The sequence below is a fragment of the Streptomyces blastmyceticus genome (assembly GCF_039521185.1).
In the GTDB taxonomy this organism is placed as follows: Bacteria; Actinomycetota; Actinomycetes; order Streptomycetales; family Streptomycetaceae; genus Streptomyces; species Streptomyces blastmyceticus.
Genome location: NZ_BAAABW010000015.1, coordinates 108650 through 123616, shown reverse-complemented (window position 1 = coordinate 123616; position 14967 = coordinate 108650). Strand labels below are relative to the sequence as shown.

The 14967-nt window shown below is 71.9% G+C and carries 13 protein-coding genes; 7 read left to right on the top strand and 6 right to left on the bottom strand.

What is annotated here, in order from left to right:
- Window positions 1–102: 102 nt before the first annotated feature.
- Window positions 103–879, bottom strand: a complete 777-nt coding sequence (locus tag ABD269_RS13210; RefSeq protein WP_344118031.1) for a hypothetical protein — start codon at window positions 877–879, stop codon at window positions 103–105.
- A gap of 359 nt (window positions 880–1238) precedes the next feature.
- On the opposite strand from ABD269_RS13210, the gene ABD269_RS13205 reads away from it, so the two are divergent.
- On the top strand, window positions 1239–2216 hold the full coding sequence (locus tag ABD269_RS13205; protein WP_344118030.1) for a heme o synthase: 978 nt from the start codon (window positions 1239–1241) through the stop codon (window positions 2214–2216).
- On the opposite strand, the gene ABD269_RS13200 is transcribed toward ABD269_RS13205, so the two are convergent.
- Window positions 2165–3187 (bottom strand): LysR family transcriptional regulator, encoded by a 1023-nt coding sequence (locus tag ABD269_RS13200; protein ID WP_344118029.1) that lies wholly within the window; start codon window positions 3185–3187, stop codon window positions 2165–2167. The genes ABD269_RS13205 and ABD269_RS13200 overlap by 52 nt on opposite strands.
- Window positions 3188–3317: 130 nt before the next feature.
- Between ABD269_RS13200 and ABD269_RS13195 the strand changes: the two genes are divergently transcribed.
- On the top strand, window positions 3318–4634 hold the full coding sequence (locus ABD269_RS13195) for a hypothetical protein (protein WP_344118028.1): 1317 nt from the start codon (window positions 3318–3320) through the stop codon (window positions 4632–4634).
- Between the two features lie 19 nt (window positions 4635–4653).
- Here the strand turns inward: ABD269_RS13195 and ABD269_RS13190 are convergent, their stop codons facing one another.
- Together ABD269_RS13190 and ABD269_RS13185 are read right to left on the bottom strand one after the other, a co-directional pair.
- Window positions 4654–5193: a universal stress protein gene (locus tag ABD269_RS13190; protein ID WP_344118027.1), complete on the bottom strand. Its 540-nt coding sequence runs from the start codon at window positions 5191–5193 to the stop codon at window positions 4654–4656.
- 170 nt (window positions 5194–5363) lie between these two features.
- Window positions 5364–5921, bottom strand: coding sequence for a universal stress protein (locus ABD269_RS13185; protein ID WP_344118026.1), 558 nt, complete (start codon window positions 5919–5921; stop codon window positions 5364–5366).
- 207 nt (window positions 5922–6128) lie between these two features.
- On the opposite strand from ABD269_RS13185, the gene ABD269_RS13180 reads away from it, so the two are divergent.
- Window positions 6129–7643: an MFS transporter gene (locus tag ABD269_RS13180; RefSeq protein WP_344118025.1), complete on the top strand. Its 1515-nt coding sequence runs from the start codon at window positions 6129–6131 to the stop codon at window positions 7641–7643.
- Entirely contained in the window at window positions 7640–8242 is a 603-nt protein-coding gene (locus tag ABD269_RS13175) for a TetR/AcrR family transcriptional regulator (protein ID WP_344118024.1), read from the top strand. The genes ABD269_RS13180 and ABD269_RS13175 overlap by 4 nt, the downstream gene beginning before the upstream one ends.
- A gap of 15 nt (window positions 8243–8257) precedes the next feature.
- On the opposite strand, the gene ABD269_RS13170 is transcribed toward ABD269_RS13175, so the two are convergent.
- A complete protein-coding gene (locus tag ABD269_RS13170; protein ID WP_344118023.1) occupies window positions 8258–10678 on the bottom strand; it encodes a SpoIIE family protein phosphatase in 2421 nt (806 codons plus the stop codon).
- 251 nt (window positions 10679–10929) lie between these two features.
- On the opposite strand from ABD269_RS13170, the gene ABD269_RS13165 reads away from it, so the two are divergent.
- Window positions 10930–11640, top strand: a complete 711-nt coding sequence (locus ABD269_RS13165) for a hypothetical protein (RefSeq protein ID WP_344118022.1) — start codon at window positions 10930–10932, stop codon at window positions 11638–11640.
- Here ABD269_RS13165 and ABD269_RS13160 read toward each other — a convergent pair.
- Entirely contained in the window at window positions 11634–13139 is a 1506-nt protein-coding gene (locus ABD269_RS13160; RefSeq protein WP_344118021.1) for an MFS transporter, read from the bottom strand. The two genes, ABD269_RS13165 and ABD269_RS13160, sit on opposite strands and share 7 nt — an antisense overlap.
- A gap of 271 nt (window positions 13140–13410) precedes the next feature.
- Here ABD269_RS13160 and ABD269_RS13155 point away from each other — a divergent pair, with 271 nt between their 5' ends.
- On the top strand, window positions 13411–13620 hold the full coding sequence (locus ABD269_RS13155) for a hypothetical protein (protein WP_301890189.1): 210 nt from the start codon (window positions 13411–13413) through the stop codon (window positions 13618–13620).
- Between the two features lie 276 nt (window positions 13621–13896).
- Entirely contained in the window at window positions 13897–14835 is a 939-nt protein-coding gene (locus ABD269_RS13150) for a S1 family peptidase (protein WP_344118020.1), read from the top strand.
- The last annotated feature ends 132 nt before the right edge of the window (window positions 14836–14967 follow it).

Here is a 14967-nt window from a genome sequence, read left to right as displayed (position 1 = left end):
CGTCGGGACGGGCGCGGCCGGACGCAGCGTGTCGGTCGACAGCTGCGTCCGGACCGGCCGGTGTCCCAGGGCGTGGGGTGTTCGCTCGGGATGCGGTTCACCTCACTGCTTTTTGTCGTTCGCCTCCTGCGCGGGCGGGGTGTCGTTCGTGCCCGGGGTGGGCGTGCCCGGAGCGTGAGGTGCCTTGTCCTGCTTCGGGACCTCCACCTTGGTCGGGGAGAGGAACACCTTCCCGTTCTGGGAGCCGCACGACGCCTTTTCGGCATCGGTCATCGGCCGGGTCTTGATGACCACGGCGCTCTTGACGCCGTCCGTGTCATTGGGCGCGGGGCTGGTGACGGTGTCGTTCCAGTACCAGTTGTAGTGGCCCCAGTGCGTGTGCTTGTACCAGAGATCCCACTTCCCCTTGACCTCCTGCATGACCTGGGCCCGGGAAATCCAGCCGACCTCACCGGGCTTGACGGTCATGCCCATGTTTCCGCCGTCCGAATGCTCCGTGGTCCAGGAATGCCCGTACTTCGCGGTGACACTGAGGTCGACAAGTCCGGCGATCTTTCCGCCGGCGGTGATCGAGACCTCCGCCGAGTCGGTCGACCCCACCTTGTCGGACCAGCTCAGGCCCTGCGTGGCATCCGAAGTGCTGCAGTTGTAGAGCGTGTCCGACACCTGGTGGAAATTCCCCAGATACGCCTTCTGGATCTCCGGGTTGGTGAAATTGCAGCTGCTGACGTCGTCGCCGCTGGCACAGCTCGCCATGACATCGGCCACGGTGGGGCCGTCGGCAGCCGATGCGGGGAGGGTGGTGGCACCCACCGCCGTGGCCGCCGCTGCGGCCACGAGCAGAATGCGCCCTCTCTTTCCCATGCGGAAGTTCGCCATATCGTCACCTCTGGACTTTCGGTCGGTCTGGAATGTGCGGTTCCTTATTCCGCACAGCCACAGTGCCGTGCGTGCTGCTGAAAGGAACACAAAGACCCGGCAAAGGCGCGCGGTTGGTGGTGAATTTCTACAGGGAAATAGAATTCCCCTATCCCGGCGCCGGCGTCGGGGAGCGGGCGGGGCAGGTCTCCGGCCGCGTTCCGGGCAGTGATAGCTTCGGGGCGTCCGACCTACTGCGCCACGCAACCCGGGTCGGGGTGGCTGTGCCTCGATTTCCCTGCCGCCCACCGCCCTTCGACGGCTGTGGGACCCGGCACGACGGCCAGGGCCACCAGGTTCTCCCCGCAAGGTTCCGCATCATGGATCCCGTCCTCGACAGGACCGCGCACGCCTCCCCGCCGGACCCCGGCTCTCCCTCGCACCCCGGCGAACTCCCGGTACCGCATCGCCCGACCTCCGCGGCCCGAGTGGCCGCGTTCGTCGCGCTGACCAAACCGCGGATCATCGAGCTGCTGCTGGTGACCACCATCCCCGTGATGTTCCTGGCCGCCCAGGGCGTCCCCGACCTGGCGCTGGTGCTGGCCACCTGCACCGGCGGCTATCTGTCCGCGGGCAGCGCCTGCGCGTTCAACATGTACCTCGACCGGGACATCGACGCGCGGATGGACCGCACCGCGAGCCGGCCCCTGGTCACCGGGGTGGTCTCCCCGCGCGAGTGCCTGGTCTTCGCCAGTGCGCTCGCCCTCGCCTCGGTCGGCTGGCTCTGGTTCCTGGTCAACCCGCTCTCGGCGCTGATCGCGTTCGGCGCGCTGCTCTTCTACACGGTGATCTACACCATGCTGCTCAAGCGGCGCACCTCGCAGAACATCGTCTGGGGCGGCATCGCGGGTGGCATGCCGGTCCTGATCGGCTGGTCGGCCGTGACGGACTCGGTGTCCTGGACGGCGGTGGCACTCTGCCTGGTGGTCTTCTTCTGGACCCCGCCCCACTACTGGCCGCTGTCCATGAAGACCCGGGCCGACTACGAGCGCGTGGGTGTACCGATGCTCCCGGTGGTGGCCGGCACCACCGTGGTGACCCGCCAGATCGTGGTGTACAGCTGGCTGATGGTCGCCATGTCCCTCTCGCTGTGGCCGCTCGGCCTGGTGGGCTGGTTCTACACCTGCGCGGCGGTCGGGCTCGGCGGCTGCTGGCTCCGGGAGGCCCACGCGCTCCACGCCCGGGCCGGAGCCGGCCTCCGTGGCGCGAAGTTGAAGGAGATGCGCCTCTTCCACTGGTCGATCAGCTATATCTCCCTGCTGTTCACCGCCGTCGCCGTCGACCCGTTCCTCCGCTGACCGACCGGTGCCCGGCCTTCCACGCCGCGATCAACTCCTGCTGCTTCTGGAACGCCGGAGCGTTGAGAGGTGTGTGACGGCAGGGCCCCGGCGGCGAGTGCCTCGGAGCAGGCGGCCGCATCAGCGGGCGGGTGCGGAGCGGTGTAGACCGTGATCTCCCGCAGCAGCCGCGGGACCAGGGGGACGGCCGACCGGCGCTGCTCCGCGTCGAGCACGTCCCGCGGTACGAGCGCGAGCCCGACGCCCTGTGCCGCGGGTGCCACGGCGGCCTCCGCCTGTGCCACTTCCAGGGCGACCCGCGGCCGGAACCGGCGGTCGCCGCACGCGTCGGCGAGTACGTCCCCCAGGCTCCGGCCGACGCCGCCGTAGCCGATCCAGTGCCGGTCGGCCAGGTCCTCCAAGTGGGCCTCGCCCTCGCGCAGCGGGTCGTCGTCGGCGCACACGAGCACGTACTCCTCGGTGCAGACGGTGTGGATCGACCCGGTCCAGCCGACCGGGCGCGGTCCGACCCCGAGGTCCACCGTGCCCGCTGCCACGGACTCCTGGAGCGACCGGCTGTCGCCGAACGGACGCAGGGTCAGTGATGTGCCCGGCCGGGACGCCACCCACTGGCGGACCCCCGGCAGCAGCACCCCGGGCAGCCCCGCGCGCACCGTCCCGATCCGCAGGGTCCGGCAGGTGCCCGCGGCGGCCGCGCGCGCCGCCGTGGCGGCCTCGTTGGCGCACCGCAGCGCCGACCGGGCGTACGGCAGGAACGCCTCGCCCGGTCCGGTCGGGCGGACGCCGTCCGGGTGCCGCTCCAGGAGAGGCATGCCGATGGTCCGCTCAAGGGCGCGCAATTGCTGGGAGATGGTGGGTTCGGTCACGTGCAGCTTTTCGGCGGCCCGCGTCAACCGGCCCTCGCGGGCGACGGTCACCAGGTATTCCAGCTGGCGGAGGGAAAGATTTCCCGCGCCGTGATTCGGCTCCATAGAACGTGCCTATCTCTCCTTGGACGAATTCTCCTTGAACTCGTTCTCGTACCGGGGTTGAGTCATCGGGTCAACGCGCGGCCCTTTGAAGCCGCGGGCCGGATGCGGCCTTTCACCGCGAGGGAAATCCATGAAGTTCAGCGCCCGTCATCTGCTCGTACCTCTTCTCGTCACGGGAATCGCCGTCCCGCTGTCCGCGATACCGGCGGCGGCCGCCGGGCCCGGCCCGGCGGACCGGATTCCACCGGCCCTGACGGCCGCGGACGGTCCGGCCGACAAGGACGCCGTGACCGTCGTCCGCGGCGGGGCGGACGGCCCCGCCACCGCCGTACCGGTCGGCGACACCCGCCTGACCGGGTACGACGAGGCGGGCGGCCACGCGGTCCTGTCCGCCGGCAAGGCGGCCAACGGCCAAGCGTCCGCAGCGCAGTTGCGTCCCGGGGACGTCATCGCGAGCCCGGCCACCCCGGTGGCGCCCCACGGTGCCCTGGTGAAGGTGGTGGCCACCCGGCCGGCCGCCGACGGCTCGGTGGCCGTGGACACCGCACCGGCGGACCTGGTCGACGCGCTCGGCGACGCCAAGGCCGACCTCCGCACTCCGCTGACCGCCGCCGACCTCAAGGTCAAGTCGCTCACCAACGGCGGGAAGGCCACTGCCGGGCAGGCCGGCGGCCAGGGCATCCGGCTCGACGTGGACGTGCCCATGCCCGACGGCGTCAAGCCGACACAGGGCAACTCCTCTGCGCTGTCCGCGTCGATGGAGCTGCACCCCGAGATGCTGTTCTCCTACGAGCGGGCCCACTGGTACGGCTACGCCCCGTCCAGGGCGGAGATCGGCGTGGCCGCGGACTACGGCGCCGGGGTCAAGGTCCACGCGGAGGGCTCCGCCTCGTACGACACCGGCCACAAGCCGCTGCACATCCCGGCCGCCGAGGTCGACGTCGACAAGACCGTCTGGCTGGGGCCGGTGCCGATCGTGCTCAACCTCAAGGTCGACTACTTCTACGACGTCTCGGCCGACGGGAAGATCACGGTCGACGCCGAGCAGCGCACCGACGGGCGGCTGGAGGTCGGCGCCCGCTACGACGCGGACAAGGGCTGGTCCGCGCTGACGAGCCCCGAGCCGACCATGCAGGGCACCCCGGCCCGGATCCGGGGCGCGGCCACCGCCAAGGCGGGCATCGGCAGCCACACCCGGCTGGGCCTGTACGGCTCGGTCGGCGTCGAGGCCGACGCCATGCCCTATCTGAAGGCCACGGCCACCGGGTCCGCCGAGGGCACGCCCCCGAAGGACGTGAAGGCCGACTGGGGGCTCTACGCGGGGCTGGAGCTGAACGGGTCGTTCTTCGCTCGACTCCGCATCTTCGGGGTCAAGGTGATCGACCACAGCTGGTCCTTCCCGGAGGTGAGATACGAGCGGAAGCTGGCGGGCGGCACCGGGCAGTGAGCCCCGGCGTTCTCGTTGCTCAGCGCTGGGGGTGCGCCGGGCCGGCCGCCGGGACAAGGCGAGGACGGGACTCCGTCCCGCTGTCCGCCACGGCCTTCCCGTCCGTCTCCTCGGAGTGGACGACGAGCACCGGGCAGTGGGCGTGCTTGAGGCAGTGCCGGCTCGCCGAGCCGTGGAAGAAACGGTGTACGGGGCCGTGGCTGCCCGCCCCCATCACGAGCATGTCGTTCTCGTGGCGGGAACACGCCACCAGCGCCGGACCCGCCTGGGCGCGGACGATCCGGGGGTAGATCTTCAGGCGTCGGCGCGTGTCCGCGTCGAGGGCGTCGTCGCAGGTCTTCGTCAGCCGGTTCCGGGCCGCGCGCTCCCAGTGGGCACGGACGTCCGAGGGGGCGGGGTTGACGGCGTCGGCCGCCTCTCCGCCCGGCGGTGTCCAGGCGATCACCGGGCACAGGACGGCGTCGTGGCGGGCGGCCTCCTGCGCGGCCTGCCGGAGGGCCGCCACGCTGCCCGCCGAGCCGTTCACGCCGACGACGACGCGCTGCACGATCTCCGACATGTCCTTGCACCTTTCTCGGGGGCACCCCTCGGGGTGCCATCGGGTCTGTGCTCTCGACGCTACGGACCGCGTGTGCCCGTGGGGATCCGGCCGGTGGGCGAGGGCCCGGGGGAAACGCGGAAGCCGATCGGTGGAACGGTCCGGCCGCGCCGGGCGGCTCGGATCGGCGCTCAGAGGCGGCTGATGTCGTGGCGTACGGCCGCGCAGGCGATCTCGTCGGCCTGCCTCCTGACCCAGCCGTTCCAGCGGCGCAGCCCCTTGCGGTACTCGCGGGCCAGTTCGGAGGGCGGCACCAGCAGGACCGGACACCGGGCGTGCCGGACGCAGTCGCGGGCCACCGAACCGCCGAACAGGTGCGGGCGAAGGCCCGCCGAGCCCGTGCCGATGACCAGGATGTCGTCCTGCCGGTCGGCGTGGTCCACCAGCACCGTGTCCGGCCGGCCGAGGGCCACGACCGCGGTGAAGTCGACGCCGCCGAAGGAGTCGCCGAGGGCCGTCAGGCACGTCTGGTGGAGGGTGAGGGCCGCGGTCCGGCGCTCCTCGTCCATCGCCCCGGGCCCGCCCAGCAGGCAGGGTCCGGTGGCCGAGCCCTCGGGCACCCGGTAGGCGATCACGGCGTGCAGCTCCGCGCCGTACCGACGGGCCTCGTCCAGGGCGCGTCGCAGCACCGGGAGGCTGTCCGGTGACCCTTTCACTCCGACGATCACTCGGCCTGCGGGATTCGTCATGATGCTGCCGCCCTTCGGGTTCGATATGGCGTGATTGCCGACAAAAACCCTAGAAACGACGGCCCCGCGAGGGAGTCCACCGGCCGGTGGACCCACCGGTGGAACGTCATCCGCCCGCGGTGCACCGCTCATGTCATCACCTGCTGACAAGCATTCCCGCGCATGTCATCATGTGATGACATCACTCGATGACTCAGGAGGTGCGGCATGGGAACGCAACTGGCACCGGCCACGCGGGGGCCGCGGACACTGGTGGCCGCCCTGGTCTTCCTCGGCATGGCGGTGGCGGTGGTCAGCAGCCTCGGCGCGCCGCTGATCCCACGGATCGCCGCCGCCGACCACGTCTCGCTCTCCGACGCCCAGTGGTCGCTGACCATCACCCTGCTGGTCGGCGCCGTCGCCACGCCCACCATGGGCAGGCTCGGCGACGGACCCCGGCGGCGAGCGGTCATCCTGGGCGCCGCGGCCGTCATGCTGGCCGGCAGCGTGCTGGCCGCCCTGCAGCTCGGCTTCGGCTCCCTCATCGCGGGACGGGCGCTGCAGGGCGTGGGCGCCGGTCTCACACCGCTGGCCATCGCCACCGCCCGGGACTGCCTGCCGCCGGACCGTTCCCGGCCTGCGGTCGCGCTGCTGTCGATCACCACCGTGGCCGGGGTCGGCCTCGGCTACCCCCTGACCGGCCTGATAGCCCAGTCCCTCGGCCTGCACGCGGCCTTCTGGTTCGGAGCGGCCATCAGCGCCGCCGCCCTCGCGGGCGCCGCACGCGCACTGCCGCCGACCCGCCACCTCACGTCGCACCCCCTGGACGTACTCGGCGCCGTGCTGTTCGGCGCCGCACTCGCCGGACTGCTGCTCGTACTCAGCGAAGGGGGCACCTGGGGCTGGACCTCACCGCGCCTGCTCGGCCTGACCGCGGCCTCGCTCGCCGCCCTGGCCTGGTGGACCGTCCACGAACTGCGCACCTCCCACCCCTTGGTGGACCTCCGGCTCGTCAAGGACCGGACCGTACTCACCGCCGACGTGACCATCCTGATCGCGGGCATCGGGATGTACCTGCTGATGTCGCTGGTCACACGCTTCGCCCAGACCCCCGCCACGGCCGGCTACGGCTTCGGCGCGTCGGTCGCCGTCACCGGCCTGATCCTCCTGCCCTTCTCGGCCGCCAGCATCGCCGCCGCCAAGGTGGTGCCGGTGCTCACGCGGCACACCTCCACCCGGCTCGTACTGCCCCTGGGCTGCGCCGTGGCACTCGTCTCGATGCTGAGCTTCGCCCTCGCCCACAGCGGCCTCTGGGAGCTCTTCCTCGCCATGGGCATCGCCGGACTCGGCGTCGGCTGCACCTTCGCCGTCATACCCGGCCTCATCGTCGGTTCCGTCCCCGCACACGAGACCGGCAGCGCCATCAGCTTCAACCAGGTCCTCCGCTGCGTCGGCTACTCCACCGGCAGCGCGCTGAGCGCGACGGTGCTCCAGGCCCACACCTCCGCCGGGCACACCCTCCCGTCCGGCGACGGATACCTGATCGCCGCCCTCATCGGCTGCGCGATCTGGACGGCCGCGATGATGGTGGCCATCGTCCTGCCGCGACGGCAGGGCGTGGTGACGGACACCCCGACCAGGGACGAGGAGCCGATGGTGGAAAACGGCAGCCGCGAAGCGGCGACAGCCGGGGACGGAGCGCTCGCGCCCCGGCCGGTCCCGGACGATCGGAGGACAGGATGAAGGCCGAGCGACCGCCGAGCGCGGAGAAGACCACCGGTGCGCCCTCCGGACGCCGACGGGACGCCGGCCGCAGCCGCGAGCTGCTGCTCGACGCCGCGACGGAACTCTTCGCCGAGCGGGGATTCGAGCGCACCACCACCCGGGACATCGGTGAACGCGCGGGCGTCGACGCGGCATTGATCGCCCGCTACTTCGGGGGCAAGACACAGCTCTACATCGCGGTCATGCAGGCCGGTTCCGGAGACGGCGCGCCCGCCGACCTCCTCGAGGAGGACAGGCTGCGCACGCTGCTGGGCAGGACACCGCACCGGGGCCCGGGCCCGGTGGTCCGCGCCGCGCTGGTGCCCCACGACGACCCCGTGGTCCAGGACGCCTCCCGGGAACAGCTGTACGCACGGCTGGTCACCCCGCTGCACGAGCGTTTCGCCCGCGACGGGGTGCCGCAGCCCCAACTGCGGGCAGAAGTGGCGGTGGCGGCCTTCACCGGGATCCTCCTCGCACGCAGCTCCGGAGCGCTCACCGAACTCGCGGCGGCCGACCCGGACGAACTGCTCGACGTCGTACGAGACTTGCTCGACGCCGCGGCCGCTCCCGGGTGAGGCGCCGACGGGCCCTCACCCGGCGGCGGCCAGCGGCTGCTCGGCCCAGATGGTCTTGCCGCCCGGGGTGAACCGGGTGCCCCACCGCTCGGTGAGCTGCGCGACGAGAAGCAGACCGCGACCGCCCTCGTCGAAGATCCGGGCCCGCCGCATCCGCGGTGAGGTACTGCCGGCATCCGAGACCTCGCAGATCAGCGCGTCGCCGCCCCGAATCAGACGCAGCCGGATCGGGGCGCGGCCGTACCGGATGGCGTTGGTCACGAGCTCGCTGACGACCAGCTCGGTGGTGAAGTCCAGCTCCTCCAGCCCCCAGGCGGCCAGTTGCCCGGACGCCCGCCTGCGGACGTCGGCGACCGCCGCACAGTCGGCGGGCAGTTCCCAGTCGGCGACGCACGAGGCGTCCAGGACCCGCGTACGGGCGAGCAGCAGCGCGACATCGTCGGCCGGCCGCCCGCCCCGGCCGGGCAACAGCGCGTCGAGCACGGCGTCGCACGTCTGCTCAAGAGGTGCGGCGGGGCCCGCGAGGGCCGCGCTCAGCTTGTCCAGGCCGACGCCGATGTCATGGTCGACGCCGCCCTCGACGAGTCCGTCCGTGTAGAGGGCGAGGAGGCTGCCCTCCGGCAGCTCCAGCTCTGTGGCCTCGAAAGGCAGGCCGCCCACGCCGAGCGGCGGCCCGCTGGGCATGTCCAGGTAGCGGGCCGCGCCGTCGGGCGAGACGAGCACGGGGGCCGGATGCCCGGCACGGGCGAGCGCGCACATCCGGGACACCGGGTCGTAGACCACGTACAGGCAGGTCGCGCCCGTCTCACGCGCCGCCTCCCGTGAGCCGTCCGCGCACTCGGCCGCCCGGTCCTGCGCCAGCTGGATCACGAGGTCGTCGAGGTGGGTGAGGAGCTCGTCCGGCGGCAGTTCGAGGTCGGCGAGGGTGCGGACCGCCGCACGGAGCCGGCCCATGACGGCGGACGCCTGGAGGCCGTGGCCCACGACGTCCCCGACGACGAGCGCGACCCGGGCACCGGACAGCGGGATGACATCGAACCAGTCGCCCCCGACGCCCGCCTGGGCGCAGGCCGGCAGATACCGGGAGGTGACCTCCACCGCGTCCTGGTCCGGCAGCCGGCTGGGGAGCAGGCTGCGCTGGAGGGTGAGGGCGACCGCGCGCTCCTGCGTGTACCTCCGCGCGTTGTCGATGCACACCCCGGCCCTGGCCGCGATCTCCCGCGCGGGCAACAGGTCGTTCGCGTCGAACAGCGGGGAGTCCCCCTGCCGTACGAACAGGGCCAGGCCCAGGGCGATGCCGCGGGCGCTCAGCGGCACGGCGAGCACGGAGTGGACCCCGCGGGCGCGGACCCGGTCGGGGAGAGCCGGAGTGTCCCTCACCCACTGACCGAAGCCCGGCTCGCCGATGCGGTGCAGCGACGGCACACCGGAGGCCAGGGCACGGGCCGTCGGCGAGTGCGGCAGATAGGAATGCGTCTCGCCGGTTCCGTACGGCGGCCGGAGCGCGCCGTCGTGCGCGGCGGCCCGGTGGAGCGGGGCGGTGCCGTCGATGTGACCGGGCCGCGGTTCCTCACCCTGGACCACGGAGTCCAGCAGGTCGACGCTGACGAAGTCGGCAAACCGCCCGGCCGTGACGTCCACCAACTCCTGGGCGGTACGGGTCGTGTCCAAGGTGGTGCCTATGCGGGCCCCGGCGTCGTTCACCAGCGCCAGGCACTGCTGGGCCCGGTACTGCTCCGTGACGTCGAGAGCAGCGGTGGACACTCCCCGCACCCGCCCGTCCCGGTCCTTGAGCGGATTGAAGAAGGACGCCCAGGCGCGTTTCCGGGCATCGCCGGGGGACCGGAAAAAGGTGTCCGTACGAAGAGGTTTCCCGGTGCGCAGCACCTGGTCCATCAGGTCGGCGAAGGTGTCGAACGGGGGCCCGGGATGGATTTCCTCGATGCGCCGCCCCAGCATCTCCTCTTCCGTGCCGCTGCCGGAAAGGCGGAGCATTTCTGCGTTGACGCTCGTCAGCCGGTTCTCGTGGTCATAGGTGGAGAGGGCGAACGGCGACTGGTCGTACGTCCATTCCTTGAGGGTCGCGCTCATCACGTCCTGCGGTGCGGCGTCGGCCGTGGCGGCACCCAGAAGAACCCACCGCACAGGGCCGTTTCCGCTCGGGCACGTCTCGACGGTGACGTGCATGGTGCTGCCGTCCTCGTGGCGGGCCGGTACGACGCCTCGCCACGGTGTGGATTCCATCAGTGAGCGCCGGGCCGGTTCGGGCAGGGGCGCGGCGAGCAGGAGGGCGGCGGGGCGTCCGACGATCTCGCCGGAGGTGTAGCCGAGCAACTGCCGGGCCGCGGGGCTCCAGAGAGCGACGGCCCCTTGCGCGTCGACGGCGGCGACAGGAACCGTCGCCGTACGGGGGAGCGTGTGGATGTGCGCGTCCATCGGAGGTCATCTCATTCCGGGCGAGCGGTGCGGCGAATGCGCTCCGCCTTCGGTAATTCGGGACGTAGCAATTTTTCCCGGGCAAATTACTGCATAAGCCTTGAATTCGGGCCCTGTTGACTCCACCGATCGGTGGACCGGCCGACCGGCCGGGCAATCCCCTCGGCGGAGGATGCCGCCAACCCGCCCCGGAACCGCAACCTGAGGCGAACGCCCGTGCGCGAAGCGCGGATCCGGCCTGGGAGGCAGACGTGGTGAAGCACACCGAACAGCACACCGGTCGGCTCTGGACCGTGCGGATCACCTCGGACTGGTATCCGCGGCCCGGCCCCATGACGCTCCGCTGCTCCGAGCCCGGATGCCGCCCCGGACGGATCCCGCTGCCCTCACCCACGGCCGCCCGCACGGCCGCGGCGGGCCACCTCGCATCCCACGGACACGCGGCCGGGCCGGTGCCACCGGCGACCGAGTGCCGCTGCGGCGAGGAGAACTGCTCGTGGCACGCCTGGTCCATCCCCGGATGCCAGGGCCGTGCGGTCCACCAAGTGATCACCCACACCTGCGCGGGCCGCGTATGGAGCCTCGCCGAGATGTGCGCGCACTGCGCCAAGGCCATCCCCGACGCCCGCGTCCTGCGCCCTCCGAACGGCCGGGCGGACACCCCGCCCGCCGCAGAGAACACGGAGCCGGAAGCCCTGCCGGGAGTCCTGGTACGGTCCCGGCCGCCGCTGCCCACCGTACGACTGACCCTCGGCGGCACCCCGGCCGAATACCTGCTGGACGACCCCGAATCCTCCTTGGCGACGCCTCCTCCCGGCGCGCGGTACGACGGCCGCGTGCACGCGGCATGGGTCCTCGGCTGCGAGGGATTCTCCGCGGAGTGGCTGGCCCGCACGCTGGACATGCCGTACGAGGACGCGGCCCGCATCCACGGCCGGGCGCATCCCGCACGGCCTCAATGACGCGGGGAATCCTCGGCCGGTGCGGGACCGGTCCCCGGGGCGGCCGGAGACGCGGGGAAGAGGGCGGCCGCGCGGTCGGCGGTGCGCCGGGCCCAGGGCGTGGTGGCGCATACGCCGAGGAGGGCGACGACGGCACCGCAGCCGGTCAGGATCCACCAGGCCGGACGGCCGGCCTCCGCGAACGCGCCCACCGTGGTGTGGGTGGTGTGGTGCAGGCTCGCGGCCAGGACGGCACCGGTGACCGCGACGCCGAGCGACTGGCCGCAGAGACGACTGGTCATCGCGATGGCCCCGGCGACCCCGGCCCGGGCCGGCGGCATGCCGGAGACGATCATGTGGGTGATCGGCGCGGCGACCAGGCTGTAGCCGATGCCGATGAGCACATATCCGGCGAGGAGCGGCAGGCCCGAGGAGGACTCGGCGTTCAGGACGGTGAACATCAGCCCGCCGGCCGCCGTCGCCACCCCGGCGAGCACGAGGGGCAGCCGCGGCCCGCGACTGCCCGTGAGCCGCCCGGACAACGGGGCGAACACCATGGTCATGGCCGCCATCGGCAGCAGCCACAGGCCGGTCCGCAGAGCGGAGAACCCACGGGCGTCCTGGAGATAGAGCGTGCTCAGGAAGAGGAACCCCGCGCAGGCACCCATGGCGCACAAGGCGATGACGGCCGCCATGCTGAAGGGCGCACTGCGGAAGAACCGGAGGTCGAGCAGCGGCTCGGTACGCCGGCGCTCGTAGGCCACCAGCGCGAGGAGCGAGAGGACGGCGACCGTACCGCACGTAAGGATCATCGGGTCGTCCCAGCCGCGCCCCGGGGCCTCGATGATCGTGTAGACGAGCGGGGCGAGCAGCGTGACGACCAGCACCTGGCCGATCGGATCCCCCGGCTGCGGGCGCAGGGCCCGCGACTCGGGCACGCAGCGGGCGGTGAGCGCCAGGGCGGCCAGAGCGACCAGCGCGCTGAGCCAGAAGATCGACCGCCAGCCTGCGCTGCCGACCAGCACACCGCCGAGCAGCGGCCCCGCGGCCAGGGCGATCCCGGCGACGCCGCTCCACACACCGATGGCACGGGCCCGTTCCCGGTCGTCGGGGAAGGTGTGCGTGATGATCGACAGGGAGACGGGGCTCAGCACGGCCCCGCCGACGGCCTGGAGGACCCGGAAGGCCACGAGCCACTCCAGGGTGGGGGCCACCGCGCACAGCGCCGACCCGACGGTGAAGATCCACAGTCCGGCCTGGAAGGTACGGCGGCGGCCGATCCGGTCACCGGTGGACCCGGCGACCATCTGCAACGAGGCCAGGACGAGCCCGTAGGCGGCGAGCGTCCACTGCAGTCCGGAGACCGACGCGTGCAGTTCCCGCTGGACGGTGGGCAGGGCCACGTTCAGGGCGGTGAAGTCCAGGACGACGATCAGGATGCTCATCGAGCAACTGGCCAGCACCAGCCGCTGCCGCCGACCAGGCCCGGCCACGGGCCCGTGAGGGGAACTCTTCGACACCACGTGCTCCTCCAGGCCCGCCGGACGGGCGACGACATCAAGGTTCTCGCAGGCCGGAGCTGTGCCGGTCTGCTGCCAGTACAGCGCGACAGCACCTGCTGATGCCGTCCCACCACCGGCCCGTCCGTCGGCTGGTCCCGTATCCCCCGACCGGGGGACGGGCCGGTCCGGCGGGGCGGTCGGCAGCGCCCTCCCGGCGAGCCCGAGGGCTCCGAGGCGCACAGGCACCGCCCCGGATGCGTTCCGCCAGGCCCGGACCGACGATGGAGAGGTGGCCGGACATCCGCGCATCGTCGTCCACCCGCCGACACCGTCGGGCGGGCGGCGAGTGACGGTCGGCGCGGAGAATCTCGGCGTGGCGTACGGAGTCGTCGACGTGATCGAGTTCCTGCGGCGGGCGGGGTCCGACCCGGACGAGGTCCGGCTGGACGATCCGTCGGAGATTGAGTGGCTCGGTGGCGGCCCCGGCGTCTGGTCGTGATGACGGCTCGCCCTGTACGGGAGCCATTCGCCGTGAAATGACGCGAGCGGGGATATGAACCCCCGCTCGCGTGCCGTTCTGCCCGCCGAATTGCACGTATACGCGGAGACGCCCTCACCCGAACAGCCCGCACCATTTCCTCTGTCGTTTCATCGGGCTTTGGGATGATGAAGCGTCAGCCGTTCAGCCGGGTGCCACATATGCAGAAACCATTCCGTGGCGCTGGAGACATGCCTCCGCCCAATCCGGCTCCGTCCGTCGAAGGAGCTGTCCTCCATGAGTCACCCGGCCCAAAAGGTGCTGCTCGCCGCTGCCGCAATGCTGATGATTTCCACGCTCGGCGGGCCCGCCGGGGCAACGTCCGTCGCGCCCGCCCGCACGCACGCCGTAACCTGCTCGACCACACAGATGGATCACCTGCGCGCGCTCCAAGGGCAGCTCGATCAACTCGCTGTCAACCGGCAAGCCGGCCAGGCACAGTACTGGTACATCGACCCCGGCCAGTGCAAGGTCTCCATCGCGGTACTGCGCGGCGCCGGCGACGCGTTCACCCGGGAGTTCGTCACCATCGCGGGGGACAGCCCCGACCTGACCGCGATCGCCGAGGTCGACCACGCGGTGTCGTCCTGGGTGGCCAGAGTCCCCGCCCCCACCTCCACTCCGGAAGGCCGCGCGGCCGGAACGTTCCACGGCGGCAGCCCGATCCTCAGCGGCACCGGAGGCAGCGTCTACGAATGCACCGGGGGCTTCAACGACTATCGCGCCGGCACCGTGACAACCGCCGGACACTGCGCCGCAGCCGCGTCCACCTGGTACGACGCGACCGGCAACCTGCTCGGCACCGTCAGCGATCACAAATTCCCCGGATCCGACTGGACCGTCATCACCCCCGCCCCCGGCTGGACCCTGGCCGACGACGTGGTCAACGGCACCGGAGGCACCACCCCGATCACCGGCTTCGCCCAACCCCAGCCGGGCCAGTCGGTCTGCGGCACCGGAGCCACCAGCGGCGTGCAATGCGGGACGATCATCGCGACCAACGTCACCGTCAACTACCCGGAAGGCGCCGTCCTGGGCCTCGCCGAGAGCAGCCAGACCGGCAACGGCGGCGACTCCGGCGGCCCGGTCTACGCCAAGACCACCGGCGTCGGCCTCATCAGCGGCGGCCCGGCGGGCGGCGGCTCTCCCACGTTCGTCCAGCCGTTGAACTTCTGACGGCGAGTGCCGGGGAGGTGGCCGTGGCTCGGCCGGTGCAACGCGTCGTTGTCGACATCAACTGTGGCTGCTGCCAGACATGCTGTGCAGGCGGCACCGCCAACTGTGTGGGTACGTTGCTCTTTGGCTCAC